This is a genomic window from Jejubacter calystegiae (assembly GCF_005671395.1).
Lineage (GTDB): Bacteria > Pseudomonadota > Gammaproteobacteria > Enterobacterales > Enterobacteriaceae > Jejubacter > Jejubacter calystegiae.
This window is the reverse complement of record NZ_CP040428.1, coordinates 242157-263028: the sequence shown is the minus strand read 5'-3', so window position 1 is coordinate 263028 and position 20872 is coordinate 242157. Positions and strand designations below refer to the sequence as shown.

Genomic DNA, 20872 nt, shown 5'->3' with positions numbered 1-20872 from the left:
TTATTCGGAATGAAACCTGGTTATTTCTTAGTTCTTAGCAAAATTAGCTAAGGCGAAAGAAAAGGCGCTTCAGGAATGACTGCAAAATCGGGTAAGCAGTATCAGTAATAGGGATGAGAGTATATGGGACGCTTCATTGTAACAAGGATGGTTGTGCTGGTACTTGTGATTTCCCTTCCGGGTTTTGCCGCACCATTGCCGCAATGGGCCAGCGGCCCGGGCGTGGCCCGCGTCAGTTCAGTCACGTTAAAAGAGAGCATTCTGTTTGCGTTCGATCGCGACCCTTCGGTGGGCGAGCAGGCTGCGCAGTTGGGTATTGGTCAGGCACAGATTGATGAGGCGCGCAGCGCCTGGTTCCCTCAGGTTTCCCTGAGTGGCAGCGCCGGACACAGTGAAAGCACGGACTCCAGCGGTTCGCTCAACAGCTCTGCCGTCTGGGGGCTAACGCTGACTCAGCTGATCTACGACTTTGGCAAAACCAACAACGCCATCGATCAGCGGAAGAACCAGCGGGAAAGCTATCGCTACCAGTTAATGTCAACGCTAACCAGCGTGGCGGAAGAGACCGCGCTGGCCTATGCGGAGGTGAAGCGTTATGACGAGCTCAACGCGGCAGCGGAGCAGCATATCAATGCGTTGCAGGATGTTCTGCGTATGGTAAGCCTGCGCGCGGACGCCGGTCTGAGCTCTCGTTCAGACGCGTTACTGGCTGAAACCCGCATTGCCGGTATGCGCTCCACCCAACAGCAGTATCGCGCCGCGCTGCGTAGCGCCCGCGCCAGACTGGGGGTGCTGACGGGGATGGAAGCCAGCCAGTATTCCGCCATGCCGACAGCGCTGGCTCATGACCAGACCCCGCTTGATAACATCCAATACTCACGTATTCCTTCGGTACTGGCCGCAGAGTCTCTGGAAGTCTCTTCCCGCTATGGGATCAGCCGGGCGAAGTCCGATCGCTGGCCAACGGTCAGCCTGAAAGGCGGGCGCACCCGCTACCAGACCGATAACCGCAACTACTGGGACGACCAGGTACAAATAAGCGTTGATGCTCCACTGTATCAGGGTGGGGCCGTCTCAGCCCGGGTTCGTCAGGCACAAGGCGAGCGCCAGAAAGCGCTCTCTAAAGTGAATCAGGCGAAGTTCGACGTGCTGCAAAAAGCGTCGGTCGCGCTGGCGGAATGGCAGGGCGCTCAGGGCCGTGAACAGGCCGGGCGCCAGCAGTTGGAAAATGCGCTGCGCACCCGTCAACTCTATAAAAGCGAATATAAGCTTAGCCACCGCAGTCTTAGCGATCTGCTGAGCGTGGAACAGGATATCTGGCAGGCATCGTCTTCACGTATTACTGCCGATTATGACGGCTGGGCGGCGGCAATTAATTATGCTGCGGCGCTCGATACGCTTTTACCTTTAGCGGGAATTCAGAAGAACACAGCAAACCAGCTACCAGACTTAGGATAATCATCCTGCATGGAATGGAATTAAAGGAATGTGGATATTGCCTCAGAGGCACCCATTGCGCAAAAAAAGATAAATATATCCAGGACGGATATACGCAAGGAGATAAGATAGTGAGTAAGATCGTTGATGTCATTATTCGTAAGAGTGCGGAAAAAACGGTTTTAAACGCTGAAGGTAACCTGTCGGTTTCTATTTCTGCACCGAGCGTTATTCAAATCCACGCCTCTCCCACAGAGGTTGTTCGTTATGAACGTGTGGGGAACGATCTGCTGATTTATATGCAGGATGGCAGCGTGATTCGCTGTAACGGCTATTTTATCGGTGACCTGGAATCGGAGGATCGGCAATCGGTGCTGGTCTTTGCCGATGATCAGGGTCTGACTCATATCTCCTTTGCCGATATCGGCCAGGGCCAGGGGCTGACTCCGTTCACCCTGACGCCTCAGGCCACTGCTATCGACAGCATCGAACCCTTCCTGGAAAGCAGCCTGTTTGAAGGCGATACGCCCTGGGGCTGGATCGCCGGAGCAGCGCTGGGCGGAGGAGCCATAGGCGCGCTGCTTGCTCACGACGGCGACGACCATACCCGCACCGAGGTTATCGATAACACCAAAGAGGTGGAAAGCATCACGCCGACCTTTACGGTTTCCGATAAACAGGGCGATCGTCAGGGGCTGCTGGCCGCTAAGGCGATAACCGACGATGCCACTCCGACCTTTAGCGGTACCGGACAGCCGGGAGCCACCATCCAGATCAAGGATGCCAGCGGTAGCACCATCGCCAGCGCCATGGTCGGGAAAGACGGCACCTGGAGCGTCCTGCTGCCGACCCAGAGCGACGGCACCCATACCTGGTCGGTGGTGCAGATAGACGGCAACGATAGCACCAAAGCAGGCGACATCACCCTGACCGTCTCCACTAAAGAGGCGGTAATCACCCTTAACGCCACGGCAACAGATAACGTGGTAAACGGCGCCGAGCAGGCGGCGGGCTTTACCCTGTCCGGCAGCAGCAGCCAGTTCGCCAGCGGCAGCGTCCTGACCGTGACCCTAAACGGTAAAAGCTACAGCGCCACCGTGGGAGATAGCGGCGTCTGGAACGTTAAGGTGCCAGCAGCGGACGCTCTGGCGCTGGGCGACGGGAACTGGACGGTCAGCGTGACCGGTAAGGACATCACCGGTAATACCATCAGCAGCTCACAGGCACTGAGCGTGGATACCCGGGCACCGACCCTGACGATCGACCCCGTGACTGCCGACGGCGTGGTCAACGCCCAGGAAAAGGGCGAATCGCTGATTCTGACCGGCCGCAGCGATGCGGAGCCGGGTCAGACCGTAACGGTCAGTCTGAATGGCAAAAGCTGGAGTGCGACTGTCGGTAGCGACGGGCGCTGGAGTGTTACCCTGGATGCCACCAGCGCCGCGGCCCTGTCTGAGGGTAAGCACAGCATTAGCGCCAGCGTCAGCGATAAAGCAGGCAACCAGAGCAGCGCTCAGGGCAGCTTTACCGTGGATACGTCCACGCCGGTCGTTACCCTGAATGCCATTGGCGGTGATAACGTGCTGAACGGCCGCGAACTGGCGACTACCCAGATGCTCTCCGGTCGCGTTACCGGCGCGTCTGCCGGTGATACAGTGGTGGTGAAGCTCGGCGAACACAGCCTTAGTACCATCGTACAGGCTGACGGTAGCTGGAGCGTGGCGGTTTCCCCCAGCCTGCTGAATGATTTTACCCGGCTTCACCAGCTGCCGGTTTCGGTTTCCGTGACTAACGCGGCAGGCAATAGCGGCAGCGCCAGCAGCATGGTAACCCTGAACAGCGATGGCCCCACTTTCACGGTAGATCCCATCAGTCAGGACAGCGTGCTGAATGCGCAGGAAGCGCAGCAGCCCCTGAGCCTGAGCGGCACCAGTAACCTGCCGGACGGCAGCGCCGTCACTGTAACGCTCAATAATCAGAGCTACCAGGCCACCGTCAGCGGCGGTCAGTGGCAGCTTCAGGTGCCGGTCGAAGATGTGCTGAAACTGGCGAACACCCTGTATACCGTAACGGTCAGCGGCGCGGATGAAGCCGGGAACCCGGGCTCGGCCAGCGCCTCTGTACTGGTGGATACGGTACTGCCGACGGTGATTATCAACACCTTTGCGGGCGATAACCAGCTGAACGCCAGCGAGCTGGCGCAGGTGCAGACCTTAAGCGGCCGGGTGACTGGCGCGGCGGCTGGCGATATCGTCACCATCAGGATTGGCAACAATAGCTATGAGGCGAAGGTAGAGGACAATCTGACCTGGAGCCTGGAACTGCCTGCCAGTGCGCTGTCGTCGCTGGGCGACGGCGCACTGACCGTTGAGGCTTCGGTGACCAACGGCCATCACAACACCGGTAACGGGGCGTTGAATATCAGTATTACTGCCCAACTGCCGGGGATCCGCATCAATACCGTCTCCGGCGATGATGTGGTGAACGCCATTGAGCGGCAGCAGGATCTGACCATTACCGGTACCAGCGAACACCTGGCGGAAGGAACTACGGTAACCGTTATCGCTAATGGCAAGAGCTATATCACTGCCGTTGACGCCAGCGGTAACTGGCGAATTGGGGTATCCGCCCGTGAGCTGGCGGACTGGCCCGCTGGCGATGTGGTTATTCGCGCCAGCGCGCAGGACGTAGCCAGTAACCCGGCAGGGTTTGAGCAGACGGTCACCGTCGACCTTAACGAAGTAGCCATTACCATTAATACGGTCAGCCTGGATGACGTGATTAACGCCGCGGAAAAAGGGGCGATACTGACTCTGAGTGGTATGACCCAGGGCGTGGAGCCGGGGCAGAGCGTGGTGGTGAGCTTTGCGGGGCAGCGCTGGAGCGCCAAAGTTCAGGATGATGGCAGCTGGCTGCTGGATGTACCGGCCACTGCAATGGATGGCCTGATGGACGGACGCGCGGAAATTAGCGTGAGCGTCACCAGCGTTAACGGCAACAGCGCCCAGGCCGGTCATCAGGTGATTATCGACAGCGCAGCGCCAACGCTTACCATCAACGCGCTGGCGGTGGACGATGTCCTGAATGCGCCAGAGCAGGGCCAGCCTCTGACGATTAGCGGTACCAGCACGGCGGAGGCCGGGCAGATGGTTACTGTTACTCTTAACGATAAGTCGTATACCGCCACCGTAAACGCCGATGGGCGCTGGAGCCTGAAGGTTGAGGCGACCGATCTGGCAGATCTTTCCGACGGTAACTTCACGGTCAATGCCAGGGTGGCGGATAAAGCCGGTAACCCGGTATCGGCCGATCGCGAACTGACTGTGGATACCGCCATACCGACCATCACCATCAATACCGTGGCGGGCGACGATATCATCAACAGCACCGAGAGCGGGCAGAACCTGATCGTCAGCGGTAACAGCAGCGGCCTGAAAGCGGGCTCCAGCGTGACGCTGGTGATCAACGATAAGAGCTACAGCGCGATTGTGATGGAAGATGGCAACTGGCAGGCAGGGATACCGGCCGTTGACGTCTCCCGGTGGCCGCAGGGAGGGCTGACCGTCAGCGCCAGCGGCGCCAGCAGCGCCGGAAACCAGGCCAGCGCTCAACGACCCGTCACGGTGGAAGTAGCGGAAGTCAGCATCGCCATCAATACCCTGGCGACGGATGACGTGATTAACGCCGCGGAGAAGGGACTGAACCTGACGCTTTCCGGCACTACCGGTAACGTTGAAGTCGGGCAGACCGTCACTCTGACCTTTGGCAGCCGTACTTATACCACTCAGGTACAGGAGGGTGGCGTCTGGCGTCTGGAGGTTTCGGCGGCAGATCTCAGAACCCTGGCGGATGGCGATGCCAGCGTGCAGGCCAGCGTCAGCAACAAAGCGGGCAATGCGGCTTCCGACAGCCACGACTACCGGGTAGATACCCAGGCGCCGGGGCTGACCATCGATACCCTGGCGGGTGACAATATTCTTAACGCCGCAGAAAAAGGCCTGCCCCTGACCGTCAGCGGCACCAGCACGGCGGAAGCCGGGCAGACGGTGACCGTCACCCTGAATGGTAAACCCTATACCGCCATTGTTCAGGCTGATGGCAAATGGAGCCTGGAGGTTCCGGACACCGATCTGGCGGCGCTGAAAGATGGCAACGTCACCATAAGCGCGACGGTAAGCGATAAAGCGGGTAACGAATCCACCACTGTGGGATCGATGCTGGTGGACGCCACCCGTCCGGAGATCGCGATCAATGATTTCGCCATCGATAATGTCATTAACCAGAGCGAACAGGCTCAGACCCAGATGGTCAGCGGTCGCGTTAGCGGCGCGGCGGCGGGCGATAAAGTCACCGTCACGCTGGGCGAAAATAGCTGGACCACGGTGCTGGATGCCAGCGGCAACTGGAGCCTGGGGCTCCCGGCGTCGGCGATCGAGGCTCTGGAAGACGGCAGCTATACCCTTTCCGTGTCGGTCACCGATGCGGCAGGCAATACCGGCACTCAGGATCGCGGCTTCACGGTCAACACTCAGCTTCCGGCCATCGCTATCGACGCTATCGCGGGCGATGACGTGATTAACGGCCTGGAAAAAGGCGGCGAGCTGGCGGTCACCGGCACCAGCAACCAGCCGTCCGGCACTACCATCACCCTGATGCTTAACGGCGTTAGATATACTGCCACCACCGGCGATAACGGGGTCTGGAGCGTTACGCTGCCCGCATCGGCACTGGGAGCGCTGGGCGAAGCGAACTACACCCTGACCGCCAGCGTCACCGACGTTTACGGTAACAGCAACAGCGCCGATCGCGCGGTACAGGTGGACAGCGCCCGGCCGCAGGTGACTATCGACTCTGTCACCGCCGACAACATCATTAACGCTGCCGAACTGGCGGCGGGCCAGATGCTGACCGGTAAGGTCAGCGGCGCGGCCTCCGGCGATACCGTCACCGTGATGATGGGCGGTAAGAGCTACGAGGTGAAGGTTCAGGACGACCTGAGCTGGAAGCTGGAACTGAGCCCGGAAATACTGAAAGCGCTGGGTGACGGTGAGCTGACTATCAGCGCCAGCGTCACCAACGGCCACGGCAACAGCGGCGGCGCGGAGCGGGATATCGCCATCGATGCCAACATTCCGGGGCTGCGTATCAACACCGTCTCCGGCGACGATATCGTTAACAGTATCGAGCACAACCAGGCGCTGGTGATCAGCGGAACCAGCGAAGGGCTGAGCGCCGGTGCCAGCGTGACCCTGACCATTCACGGCAAGACCTATACGGCTACCGTCAAAGCTGATGGCAGCTGGCAGACCGGGGTGGAGGCCGCAGATGTGGCCCAGTGGCCGGAAGGCAAACTGGTGATTGATGCCAGCGCGCAAAGCAGCGCCGGTAACCCGGTGGAAATCAGCCACCAGGTGACGGTGGATCTGGATGTCGTGGCAATCACCATCGACAGCGTTACTGCGGATGATGTGCTGAACGCCGCCGAGCGCGGCGAAGCCCTGACGCTCACCGGCACCACCAGCAATGTGGAAGCGGGTCGTACCGTCACCATCACCTTTGGTGGCAAGACGTACACCGCCAAAGTGGAGGACGGCGGCGGCTGGAGCCTGGAAGTGGCAGCGGCGGATCTGGCGAAGCTGCCGGAAGGCACGGCCAGCGTACAGGTTAGCGTGACCAATAACGCGGGCAATGATGCCCAGGCAGGCCACGAATATCGGGTCGATACCCAGGCCCCGGGCATCACCATCGAGACCCTGGCGGGGGATAATATCCTGAACGCCGCCGAACAGGGGCTGCCCCTGACCGTCAGTGGAACAACCACGGCGGAAGCCGGGCAGACGGTGACCGTTAGCCTGAACGGCAAGCCGTACACCACAACAGTCAATGCCGACAGTAAATGGACGCTGGATATCCCGGCGGCAGATCTGGCAGCGCTGAAAGACGGCAACATCACCCTGAACGCCAGCGTCACCGATAAAGCCGGTAACCCGACGTCGGCGGCCAGCGAGCTGCTGGTCGATGGCAGCGTCCCCACCGTGACCATCCATAACATCACTGCAGATAACGTGATTAACCAGGCCGAACAGGATCAGGCGCTGGTGATTACCGGCAGCAGCACCAACGCTCAGGCTGGCGATCGCATCACCATTACCCTGAACGGCAAAACCTATATCACAACCCTGGATGCCGACGGCAGCTGGAGCCTGGGGATTCCGGCGGCGGATGTCGGTCTGCTGACGGGGCAGGACTACACCCTGACGGCGAGTCTGACCGATAAAGCCGGTAACCAGGGTGAGGGCAGCCACGACTTTAAGGTGGAGCTCTCCGCCCCCTCGATCGCTATCGATGCTATCGCGGGCGATGACGTGATTAACGCCCTGGAAAAAGGCGGCGAACTGGCGGTTACCGGCACCAGCAACCAGCCTTCCGGCACTATCATCACCCTGATGCTTAACGGCGTCAGCTACAGCGCCACCACCGGCGATAACGGGGTCTGGAGCGTCACTCTGCCCGCATCGGCGCTGGGGGCGCTGGGCGAAGCGAGCTATACCCTGACCGCCAGCGTCACCGATGGCTACGGCAACAGCAACAGCGCCGATCGCACGGTACAGGTGGACAGCGCCCGGCCGCAGGTGACTATCGACCCTGTCACCGCCGATAACATTATTAACGCCGCTGAACTGGCGGCAGGCCACACCCTGACCGGTCAGGTCAGCGGTGCGGCGCCCAATGATACCGTCACCATTATGATTGGCGGCAAAAACTATGAGGTGAAGGTTCAGGGCGACCTGAGCTGGAAGCTGGCGCTGACCCCGGAGATGCTGACGGCGCTGGGCGATGGTGCGCTGACCATTACGGCCAGCATCACCAACGGCCACGGTAACACCGGCGGCGCGGAGCGGGATATCGCCATCGATGCCAACATTCCGGGGCTGCGTATCAACACCGTTTCCGGCGACGATATCGTTAACAGCATCGAGCACGGCCAGGCGCTGGTGATCAGCGGCAGCAGCGAAGGGCTGAGTGCCGGTGCTGCCGTCACTCTGACCATTAACGGTAAAACCTATACGGCCACCGTCAGGGCCGATGGTAGCTGGCAGACCGGGGTGGACGCCGCAGATGTGGCGCAGTGGCCGGCAGGTAAACTGGTGATTGATGCCAGCGCGCAAAGCAGCGCCGGTAATCCGGTGGCGATCGGCCATCAGGTGACGGTGGATCTGGATGTCGTGGCGATCACTATCAATAGCGTCACCGCCGATGATGTGCTGAATGCCGCCGAGTGCGGCGAAATTCTGACGCTCTCCGGCACCACCAGCAATGTGGAGGCGGGCCGTACCGTCACCATCACCTTTGGCGGCAAGACGTACACCGCCAAAGTGGAGGACGGCGGCGGCTGGAGCATGGAAGTGGCTGCGGCGGATCTGGCGAAGCTGCCGGAAGGCACCGCCAGCGTGCAGGTGAGCGTCACCAATAACGCGGGTAACGGTGCTTCGGCAGGCCACGAATATCGGGTCGATACCCAGGCGCCGGGCATCACCATCGATACCCTGGCGGGTGATAACATCCTGAACGCCGCCGAAAAAGGCCTGTCCCTGACCGTGAGCGGGACAACCACGGCGGAAGCCGGGCAGGAGGTTACCGTCATCCTGAACGGTAAGCCGTACACCACGACGGTCAATGCCGACGGCAAATGGACGCTGGATATCCCGGCGACAGATCTGGCGAACCTGGACGACGGCCAGGTGACGGTCAGCGCCAGCGTTTCTGACAAGGCGGGTAACCCGGTTCAGACTCAGAGCGAGCTGCAGGTCGATGCCACCGTACCGGTTATCACCATCAACAGCATTACGGCGGATGATGTGATCAACCAGACCGAACACGGTCAGGCGCTGATTATCAGCGGCGGCGTTAAAGGGGCGGCCACCGGCGATGTGGTCACCGTGACTATCGGCAGCAATAGCTGGGTTACCACTGTGGATGAGGCGGGTAAGTGGAGCGTGGGGATCCCGGATACGGCGGTGTCTGCGCTTGAGGATAATGGCTACCGCGTGACCGTTTCCGTGACCGATTCGGCAGGCAACAGCAGTAGCGAATCCCGTGATTTCACCGTAGATACCGCGGCACCGACGCTTTCGATCGGCACCATCACTGGTGACAATATTCTGAATGAGGCGGAAAAAGGGCAGCCGCTGACCATTAGCGGCGGCTCTGACGGACTGGCCGCAAATACCACCGTCACGGTGACGCTCAACGGTAAAAACTATATCGGCACCACCGATAGCAGCGGCAACTGGAGCGTGACGGTACCCGCTGACGATCTGACGGCGCTGGGCGAGGCTTTCTACCAGGTGAGCGTTTCTGCCACCGATAGCGTCGGCAACACGGGTAACGCCAGCCATACCCTGGGGGTGGATTCCCAACTGCCGGGCGTGGTTTTCGATACGGTCGCCGGGGATGACATTATCAACGCTGCCGAACTGGCGGCGGGCCAGACCCTGACCGGTAAAGTGACCGGCGCGGCCTCCGGCGATACCGTCACTGTGATGATTGGCGGCAAGAGCCACGAGGTCAAGGTTCAGGACGACCTGAGCTGGAAGCTGGCGCTGACCCCGGAGATGTTGACCGCACTGGGGAATGGTGACCTGGCTATTAGTGCCAGCGTTACCAATGCCAGCAACAATACCGGTAGCACCAGCCACGAAATTACCATCGATGCCAACCTTCCGGGACTGCGTATCAACACCGTTTCCGGCGACGATATCGTTAACAGCATTGAGCACGGCCAGGCGCTGGTCATCAGCGGCAGCAGCGAAGGGATGAGCACCGGTGCCAGCGTCACTCTGACCATTAACGGTAAAACCTATACGGCCACTGTCAGGGCCGATGGTAGCTGGCAGACCGGGGTGGAGGCCACAGACGTGGCTCAGTGGCCGGCAGGTAAACTGGTGATTGATGCCAGCGCGCAAAGCAGTGCCGGTAACCCGGTGGCGATCGACCATCAGGTGACGGTGGATCTGGATATCGTGGCGATCGCCATTAACAGCGTCACCGCGGATGACGTACTGAACGCCGCCGAGTGCGGCGAAGCCCTGACGCTCTCCGGCACCACCAGCAATGTGGAAGCGGGCCGTACCGTCACTATCACCTTTGGCGGCAAGACGTACACCACCGAAGTGGAGGACGGCGGCGCCTGGAGTCTGGAGGTTGCGGCAGCGGATCTGGCGAAGCTGCCGGAAGGTAGAGCCAGCGTACAGGTCAGCGTCACCAGTCAGGCAGGCAACAGCGCATCGGTGGGCCACGAATATCGGGTGGATACTCAGGCGCCGGGCATCACCATTAACGCCCTGGCGGGCGACGATGTGCTGAACGCCGCCGAACAGGGTCAGCCCCTGACCGTCAGCGGGACAACCACGGCGGAAGCAGGTCAGACGGTGACCGTCAGCCTGAATGGTGAAACCTACAGCGCTACGGTCCGGGCGGACGGTAGCTGGAGCCTGAATATTCCGGCGGCTGACCTGGCGAATCTGAATGACGGCAACATCACCCTGAACGCCAGCGTCACCGATAAAGCCGGTAACCCGGCCACCGCAGATCGCGCCATGACCGTGGACGCCACCATTCCGGTGGTGACCATCAATACGGTGGCGGGCGATGACGTGATTAACCGGACTGAACACGGTCAGGCGCAGATTATCAGCGGCAGCGTCACCGGTGCGAATACCGGCGACAAAGTGACCGTAACCCTGGGCGACCACAGCTGGACCACGGTGGTGGATGCGGCGGGCAACTGGAGCCTGGGCGTACCGGCGGATGTGGTCAGCGCCTTGCAGGACGGAAAGGTCAGCATCGACGTGACGGTAACCGACGCCGCAGGCAATAGCGGCAGCGCCAGTCATAACGTAACGGTGGACACCGGTCTGCCCTCGCTGAGCTTCGATACCCTGGCGGGCGACGGCATTCTGAACGCCACCGAGAAGGGCCAGCCGCTGGTACTGAGCGGCGCCAGCGCTCACCTGGCGGCAGGTACGGTGGTGACGGTCATGCTGAATGGTAAGGGCTACAGCGCTACCGTGGATGACAGCGGAAACTGGCGCACGGAAGTGCCGGTGGCTGACCTGGCCGGTCTGGGCGAGGCGGGCTACACCCTGACCGCCACGGCCACCAACGGCGTGGGCAACAGCGTGAATGCCAGCGGCAGCCTGACGGTGGATACCGCCAGGCCGCAGGTGACCATCGACTCGCTGACGGCCGATAACATCATTAACGCCGCCGAACTGACGGCGGGCCAGACCCTGACCGGTCAGGTCAGGGGCGCGGCGCCCAATGATACCGTCACCGTGATGATGGGCGGCAAGAGCCACGAGGTGAAGGTTCAGGACGACCTGAGCTGGAAGCTGGAACTGACCACAGAAATGCTGAAAGCGCTGGGTGACGGTGAGCTGACCATCAGCGCCAGCGTCACCAACGGCCACGGCAACAGCGGCGGCGCGGAGCGGGATATCGCCATCGACGCGAATATTCCGGGGCTGCGTATCAACACCGTTTCCGGCGACGATATCGTTAACAGCATCGAACATCACCAGGCGCTGGTGATCAGCGGAACCAGCGAAGGGCTGAGCGCCGGTGCCAGCGTGACCCTGACCATTCACAGCAAGACCTATACGGCTACCGTCAAAGCTGATGGCAGCTGGCAGACCGGGGTGGAGGCCGCAGATGTGGCCCAGTGGCCGGAAGGCAAACTGGTGATTGATGCCAGCGCGCAAAGCAGCGCCGGTAACCCGGTGGAAATCAGCCACCAGGTGACGGTGGATCTGGATGTCGTGGCAATCACCATCGACAGCGTCACTGCGGATGACGTGCTGAACGCCGCCGAGCGCGGCGAAGCCCTGACGCTCTCCGGCACCACCAGCAATGTGGAAGCGGGCCGTACCGTCACTATCACCTTTGGCGGCAAGACGTACACCGCCAAAGTGGAGGACGGCGGCGGCTGGAGCCTGGAAGTGGCTGCGGCGGATCTGGCGAAGCTGCCGGAAGGCACCGCCAGCGTGCAGGTCAGCGTCACCAATAACGCGGGTAACGGCGCCCAGGCAGGCCACGAATATCGGGTCGATACCCAGGCCCCGGGCATCACCATTAACGCCCTGGCGGGCGACGATGAGCTGAACGCCGCCGAGCAGGGCCAGCCCCTGACCGTCAGCGGGACAACCACGGCGGAAGCCGGGCAGACGGTGACCGTTAGCCTGAACGGCAAGCCGTACACCACAACAGTCAATGCCGACGGTAAATGGACGCTGGATATCCCGGCGGCAGATCTGGCAGCGCTGAAAGACGGCAACATCACCCTGAACGCCAGCGTCACCGATAAAGCCGGTAACCCGTCCAGCGCAGAGCGCGCCATGACCGTGGACGCCACCATTCCGGTGGTGACCATCAATACGGTGGCGGGCGATGACGTGATTAACCAAACTGAACACGGTCAGGCGCAGATTATCAGCGGCAGCGTTACCGGCGCGAACACCGGCGACAAAGTGACCGTAACCCTGGGCGACCACAGCTGGACCACGGTGGTGGATGCGGCGGGCAACTGGAGCCTGGGCGTACCGGCGGATGTGGTCAGCGCCTTGCAGGACGGAAAGGTCAGCATCGACGTGACGGTAACCGACGCCGCAGGCAATAGCGGCAGCGCCAGTCATAACGTAACGGTGGACACCGGTCTGCCCTCGCTGAGCTTCGATACCCTGGCGGGCGACGGCATTCTGAACGCCACCGAGAAGGGCCAGCCGCTGGTACTGAGCGGCGCCAGCGCTCACCTGGCGGCAGGTACGGTGGTGACGGTCATGCTGAATGGTAAGCGCTACAGCGCTACCGTGGATGACAGCGGAAACTGGCGCACGGAAGTGCCGGTGGCTGACCTGGCCGGTCTGGGCGAGGCGGGCTACACCCTGACCGCCACGGCCACCAACGGTGTGGGCAACAGCGTGAATGCCAGCGGCAGCCTGACGGTGGATACCGCCAGGCCGCAGGTGACTATCGATTCTGTCACCGCCGATAACATCATTAACGCCGCCGAACTGGCGGCGGGCCAGACCCTGACAGGTAAGGTCAGCGGCGCGGCCTCCGGCGATACCGTCACCGTGATGATAGGCGGTAAGAGCTACGAGGTGAAGGTTCAGGACGACCTGAGCTGGAAGCTGGAACTGACCACAGAAATGCTGAAAGCGCTGGGTGACGGTGAGCTGACCATCAGCGCCAGCGTCACCAACGGCCACGGCAACAGCGGCGGCGCGGAGCGGGATATCGCCATCGACGCGAATATTCCGGGGCTGCGTATCAACACCGTTTCCGGCGACGATATCGTTAACAGCATCGAACATCACCAGGCGCTGGTGATCAGCGGAACCAGCGAAGGGCTGAGCGCCGGTGCCAGCGTGACCCTGACCATTCACGGCAAGACCTATACGGCTACCGTCAGGGCCGATGGCAGCTGGCAGACCGGGGTGGAGGCCGCAGATGTGGCCCAGTGGCCGGAAGGCAAGCTGGTGATTGATGCCAGTGCGCAAAGCAGCGCCGGTAACCCGGTGGAAATCAGCCACCAGGTGACGGTGGATCTGGATGTCGTGGCAATCACCATCGACAGCGTCACTGCGGATGACGTGCTGAACGCCGTGGAGCGCGGCGAAGCCCTGACGCTCTCCGGCACCACCAGCAATGTGGAAGCGGGCCGTACCGTCACCATCACCTTTGGCGGCAAGACGTACACCGCCAAGGTGGAGGACGGCGGCGCCTGGAGTCTGGAGGTTGCGGCGGCGGATCTGGCGAAGCTGCCGGAAGGCACCGCCAGCGTGCAGGTCAGCGTCACCAATCAGGCAGGCAACAGTGCCCAGGCAGGCCACGAATATCGGGTCGATACTCAGTTGCCGGGCCTGACCATCGATACCATTGCCGGGGATAACCTGATTAACGCCTCCGAGGCGGGCGCGGGGGTGACCGTGAAGGGCACCAGCGATGCCGAAGCCGGTCAGACGGTAACCCTAACCCTGGGCGGTAAGCAGTACCAGGCCAGGGTACAGGCCGATGGTAGCTGGAGTCTGGAGCTGCCTGGCAGTGACCTGACGCTGCTGGCCGATGCCAGCCATCCGATACAGGCAAGCGTCAGCGACAAGGCCGGTAACACCACCAACGCCAGTACCCAGGTGATTCTGGATACTCAGGCGCCGACCCTGACCTTTAATAAGGTGGCGGGGGATGATGTGATCAACCGGGTCGAGCACGACCAGGCGCAGATTATCAGCGGCAGCGTCACCGGCGCGAATACCGGCGATAAGGTAACGCTCACCCTGGGCGATCGCAGCTGGACCACCACGGTGGATGCCGCCGGTCACTGGAGCGTCGGCGTACCGGCAGAGGTTATCGCCGCCCTTGAGGACGGTACCCTGACCCTGAACGCTACCGTGGTAAACAGCGCGGGCAACAGTGCGAGCCAGAGCCATGATCTGGTGGTCAGCACGACCGAAATTAGCCTGAGCGTGAATACTGTCGCGGGTGATGATGTGATTAACGCTACGGAAGCGGGCGGCGAACTGACCATCAGCGGCGGTAGCCACGGGCTGAAGAGCGGCGCGGCGATTAGCGTCAATCTGAACGGTAAGGATTACAGCGTTACCGTTGGCGATAGCGGCGCGTGGAGCCTGACCATTCCGGCAGAGGATGTGGCCGCGCTGGCAGACGGCGGCAGCTACAGCGTGATCGTTTCGGCCCAGGATACGGTGGGTAACAGCGCTTCGGCCAGTCATGCCATCACCGTAGATACCAGTGCGCCGGTGATCACCCTGGCGGCTATCTCGACCGACAATATGCTCAACGCGCTGGAACAGCAGCAGCCGCTGACTATTCGCGGCACCAGCAGTGCTGAGCCGGGCCAGACCGTCACCGTTACCCTGGGCGAGGCGAGCTATACCACCACCGTTCTGATAGACGGTAGCTGGACGCTGAATGTGCCGGTAGAGGACCTGGCGTTACTTGCCGAAGGGGCGCTGAACGTTACCGCAAGCGTGAGCGATAAGGCCGGTAACAGCACCAGCCAGAGCGCCACGCTAACGGTGGATACCCTGGCGCCGACCCTGACCTTTAACGCGGTGGCCAGCGACAACGTGATTAATATTGCTGAACAGCAGGCCGGACAGAGCATCAGCGGCACTACCACAGCGGAAGTCGGGCAGGTGGTGACGGTGAGCTTTAATAACCGCACCTATACCGCGACTGTGGGCGAAGGCGGCATCTGGTCGGTCACGGTTCCGGCAACCGACTTTAATGGTATGGCCGACGGTAATCACGGCTTTAGCGCCACGGTAACGGATAAGGCGGGCAACAGCGTGACCCAGTCCGGCTCCCTGAGTCTGGATCTGACCGCGCCGACCATCACCTTTAGCCCGGTGGCGACCGATGACGTGGTTAACGCCGCCGAGCAACTGACCGGACAAACCGTGAGCGGTACCACCACGGCAGAAGCCGGGCAGACCATCATCGTGACCTTTAACGGAAACGACTATACCGCCACGGTGGGCGAAGGCGGTAACTGGTCCATTACGCTGTCGGCAGAAGATTTCAACGGCCTGCAGGATGGTCGCTATACCCTGAGCGCGAAGGTGACGGATAAAGCCGGTAACGGCGGTTCCGGAAGCCACGAGTTTGCCCTGAGCGGTGAAGTACCTTCTATTACCATCGATACCATCGCCCAGGATGACATTATCAATGCCGCCGAACATGGCGCGGCGCTGGTTATCAGCGGGACTTCCGGCGGCGCGGTGGGTCAGACGGTGACGGTCACCCTGAACGGTAAGAGCTATACCGCGACGGTGAAGCCGGACGGTAGCTGGAGCGCCACCGTTGGCAGCGCCGACGTGGCCGCACTGGCGGACGGCAGCGCCTGGGTGGTCTATGCCGAAGTGGATAACCTGATTGGCAATACCTCCCACGACGATCGCAGTATCACAGTGGATCTGGATGCGCCGTCGATGACCATCAGCATCGATGCGCTACAAAGCGACAGCGGCCTGAGCGCGACCGACTTTATTACCCGCACCACACCGGTGACGGTAGAAGGTTCGCTGGGTGCGACGCTGGGCAGTGGAGAAAAAGCGCAGATTAGTCTGGATGGCGGTACCACCTGGATCGATCTGACCGTGACCGGTACCAGCTGGCGCTACGAAGACGGTCGTCAGTTAGATGACGGTACCTGGAATTATCAGGTGCGGGTGGTGGATAACGCCGGTAACGTCGGCGCCACCGACAGTCAGGATGTAGTTGTGGATACCGTGGCACCGCAAGCCGCCGCCATCAGCGTGGACAGCGTTTCCCGGGATACCGGTCTGGCGAGCGATGACTTTATCACCAGCGATAACAGCATCATCCTGAAGGGGAAACTGGGGGCCGCGCTTTCACAAGGCGAACACGCTCAGGTCAGCCTGGACGGCGGCAAAACCTGGATAGATGTTGACGTCAGCGGTCAGGAGTGGACCTACGTCGATGGCCGTGAACTGGCGGACGGCGACTACAACTACCAGTTGCGGGTGATCGACGACGCGGGCAATATCAGCGCCACCACCAGCCAGGTGGTGACGGTGGATACCCGCGCGCCGACCACTGCCGTGACCATCGACAGCATCAGCGATGACACCGGATTGAGCGCCAGCGACTTTGTCACCCGCGATACGACCCTGACGATTCATGGTTCGCTGGCGGCATCACTGATTGAAGGCGAATATGTCCAGATAAGCCTGGACGGCGGTAATAGCTGGCTGGCGGTGACTACCGTCGGCAATAGCTGGTACTACAACGATACCCGTGTCCTGGAAGAGGGCAGCCACGACTACTGGGTGCGGGTGGTGGACGATGCCGGTAACGTGGGCTCGACGGTGCGGCAGACGGTCACGGTGGACACCACCGCGCCGGATGCGGCTATTACGGTCAATGTGGACAGCATCTCGGAAGACACCGGCTTTAGCGACAGCGATTTTATCACCAGCGATAAGACCCTGACGCTGAACGGTACCCTGGGGGCCGAACCGGCGCAGGGTGACCATGTCCAGATCAGTATCGATGGCGGTAAAACCTGGGTGGACGTCGAGGTTTCCGGCACCCGCTGGCGCTACACCGATACCCGCGAACTGGCGGACGATGTTTACACTTACCAGATGCGGGTGGTGGACCAGGCCGGCAACGTGAGCGCGACCACCAGCCAGCAGGTCACCGTGGATACCACGCCGCCGGACAATCTGGCGACTATCGTGCAATACAGCGACGATGTCGGGGCTTCTCGCGGCCGCTTCGGCGCAGGCACCACCACCGACGAGCGTACGCCGGTGCTGCATGGCACCCTGGGCGAGGCGCTGGGCTACGGCGAAATCGTACGCATCTACACCGCCGATGGCGTGCTGCTGGGCGAAGCGGCGGTGAACGGTACCGAGTGGAGCTTTGCGCTGACTGAACCCGCCAGCGATGGCGATACCCCGGCTTACCAGGCAGTGGTGGTGGATGCCGCAGGCAACGAAGGCAGCCGCTCCCCGGAATTCAGCTTCACGGTGGATCTGCCGCTGATCGTCAACGCTCAGGATACCCTGGACACCACGCCGATCGTCTCTGGCACCATCGACTTCCGGATGCTGGATGGCGAATACATGGAGGTCACGATTAATAACGTGACCTACAGCTCACGCACCGGCGCGGTGGTGATCGATCCCAATAACAGCACCTGGTATGTGCAGATTCCGGATAGCGACGCGCTGGACATCAAAAGCTATGAAGTACAGGCAGCGCTGTATGCTGCGGATGGCACCAGGGTTACCGCAGATGATAGCACCAGCGAACTGACGGTTTCCCCGACCCCGGAGATCGCCTTTACCGCGACGGCTGCCTCTTCTGACGATACCGGTACCGCGCTGACCATCGGCGAAGACGGTACCTGGCGGATCCTCAGTAACTCGACGATCTTTACCCAGGACGGCACCAACTCTTCGACTTTGGGCTCTTTTAGTTCGGTGTCGGTTAAAGGGACGGATACCCAGCAACAGTCGTCATTTATCGACTTCGATCGCGATGGTTTGATGGATCTGATGGGGGCGGATACCAGCTATATTAACGGTCAGCAGTCCTTTAAATATAACGAGGACGGTACCTGGACCGCCTTCCAGGTGGGGGCTAGCGGCGTGGCTGGCCAGAGTGACGATGTCAATGGTAATGCCTATGCATGGTATGGCGGTTTTATGGGCATTGATATTAATGGCGATGGTTATGTCGACTTGGTATACGGTGATGAAACGCCTAACGATGCAAATGTGCGCGGTGGCTATGATTCACAGATAGTGATGAATACCGATGGCACCATTACCGGTTTTGATAAGACCGGAGCCTATGTGGAAACGGCTACCAGTCAGGATGGCGTGGCGGCCACCAATACCGGTAACGCCACGCCGGATCGTGAAGTTTCCGGCGTGGATCTGAATAACGACGGTTATGTCGATATTGTTTACCACGGGACGGTGGGTACCAACAGAACGTCGGGAGGCGGTTCCAGTACCTCTTTGAACCGTCTGGTGGTGGTCAGCAACGGTGAGGACAGCAATGGCAACTACACGCTGACCAATACCCAGATCGTCACTAACGTATTCTGGGGTGATTCCGGTGTAGATAACTACTACACCACCATGACCTGGGCCGATCTGAACGGTGATGGCTATATGGATCTGTTCCTGGGGGGCATGACAAAACAGGGAGGAACCTATAGTCCTGCCAGTACCGTTTTGTATAACGACGGAAGCGGGAACTTAACTGCGGCCACAAACGGTGCGGGGACTGCTTCTAACCTCCAGAGCCTGGGCGACAACGTTAACAGTATGACCTCGCTGGCGGTGGACTGGAACGGCGACGGCAGGATGGATCTGATCGAAATTGCCGGTGCTGCAGGGAATACCGCGACCAACAACGCGGCTAACGTTGGTCTGCTGTGGCTGAATAACGGGGTGAACAGCGCCACCGGGCAGGTGAACTGGTCATCCAGCACTCTCATTACCAATGCCAACAACGGTACCCGAAACTTCGCCACTGGCGCCCTGGCGCTGGATCTGGACTACGATGGCGATCGCGATCTGGTGATGTTCCGCGCCGCTGGCGGCGCCACGGAGTATGTCGAGAACACCAGCGTTATCAACGACGGCACCAGCATTATCCTGCGTATCACCGATGCTAACGGTATAAACAGCTTTTACGGCAACACGGTGCTGCTGGTGGATGAGGCGACCGGCAAGGTGGTCGGCTCCCAGGTGATCAACCCGCAGGGCGGCGTCAACATGAACGACTCTTCGGCGCTGGTCTACTTCTACGGACTGGATGCCGATAAGTCCTACAGCGCGGTGCTGCTGGCGAACGGCAATGATTACGGCGGTATCGCTTCGGTGACCCTGGACTCTTCCGGTGTGACCAACGATATCGAAAACGTCAACGCCAGCTGGGGCGGGCTGAAGGCGGTCGAGAAGAACCACGCCTATGCGTTGACGGCGGAAGATGGCGCGGCGGCATCCGACAGTGCCCAGGCAGCCAGCGACGGTACCAACAGCGTGGGCATTCTGGGCACCGGCTATAACGATACCCTGTATGCCACCGCGGGTACCCACGTTTACAACGGCGGTGGCGGTAGCAAGGTGGTGTCTGACGCCAACGTCTGGAGCGCCGATGGCGGTATGGACATCGTCGACTACAGGCTGGCGGGGAATTCGGCGCTGACCATCGACCTGAGCAGCGATGCGCAGCAGGATACCGGCTTCGGCAAGGCGACCTTCGTCAATATTGAGGGCATCGCCGGTGGCGGCGGCAATGACACCTTTACCGGCAGCAGCGGTGATAACACCTTCGAAGGTCGCGGCGGTAACGACACCTTTAATATCGGTAACGGCGGTCAGGACACACTGCTCTACAAACTGCTGAACGCGAACGATGCCACCGGCGGTAATGGTAGTGATGTGGTGAACGGCTTTACCGTGGGGACCTGGGAAGGCACGGCGGATACCGATCGCATCGATCTGCGCGAGCTACTGGCCGACAGCGGCTATAACGGTAGCGGTTCGGCGACTTACGTCAACGGCGTTGCCACCCTGGATGCCAGCGCGGGCAACATCAGCGACTACATCCAGGTGGTGCAGAACGGCAGTAACACCGAAATTCGGATCGATCGCGACGGAACGGGCGGCCACTTTGACCCCAACGCCGTGATTACCCTGAACGGCGTACAGACCGATCTGGCTACGCTTTTGGCTAACCACCAGTTGCAGTTGGTGTAACCCGATAAAAGGCCCGCCCCTGGGCGGGTCTTTTATAAGATTTACCTTAAGCCTGATAACTACAGACTGATTTTGGTATTGATCTGTCATCATCCGGCGCCTCT

Annotated in this window: 2 protein-coding genes; both read left to right on the top strand. The window is 60.7% G+C overall.

What is annotated here, in order from left to right; genetic code table 11:
- Positions 1-147 precede the first annotated feature (147 nt).
- Positions 148-1458, top strand: a complete 1311-nt coding sequence (locus FEM41_RS01040; RefSeq protein WP_241666604.1) for a TolC family outer membrane protein — start codon at positions 148-150, stop codon at positions 1456-1458.
- Between the two features lie 110 nt (positions 1459-1568).
- A complete protein-coding gene (locus tag FEM41_RS01035) occupies positions 1569-20768 on the top strand; it encodes an Ig-like domain-containing protein (RefSeq protein WP_138093532.1) in 19200 nt (6399 codons plus the stop codon).
- The last annotated feature ends 104 nt before the right edge of the window (positions 20769-20872 follow it).

Coding starts and splice junctions, on each gene's coding strand:
- FEM41_RS01040 (WP_241666604.1), top strand. CDS start 148: ATGGTTGTGCTGGTACTTGTGATTTCCCTTCCGGGTTTTGCCGCACCA.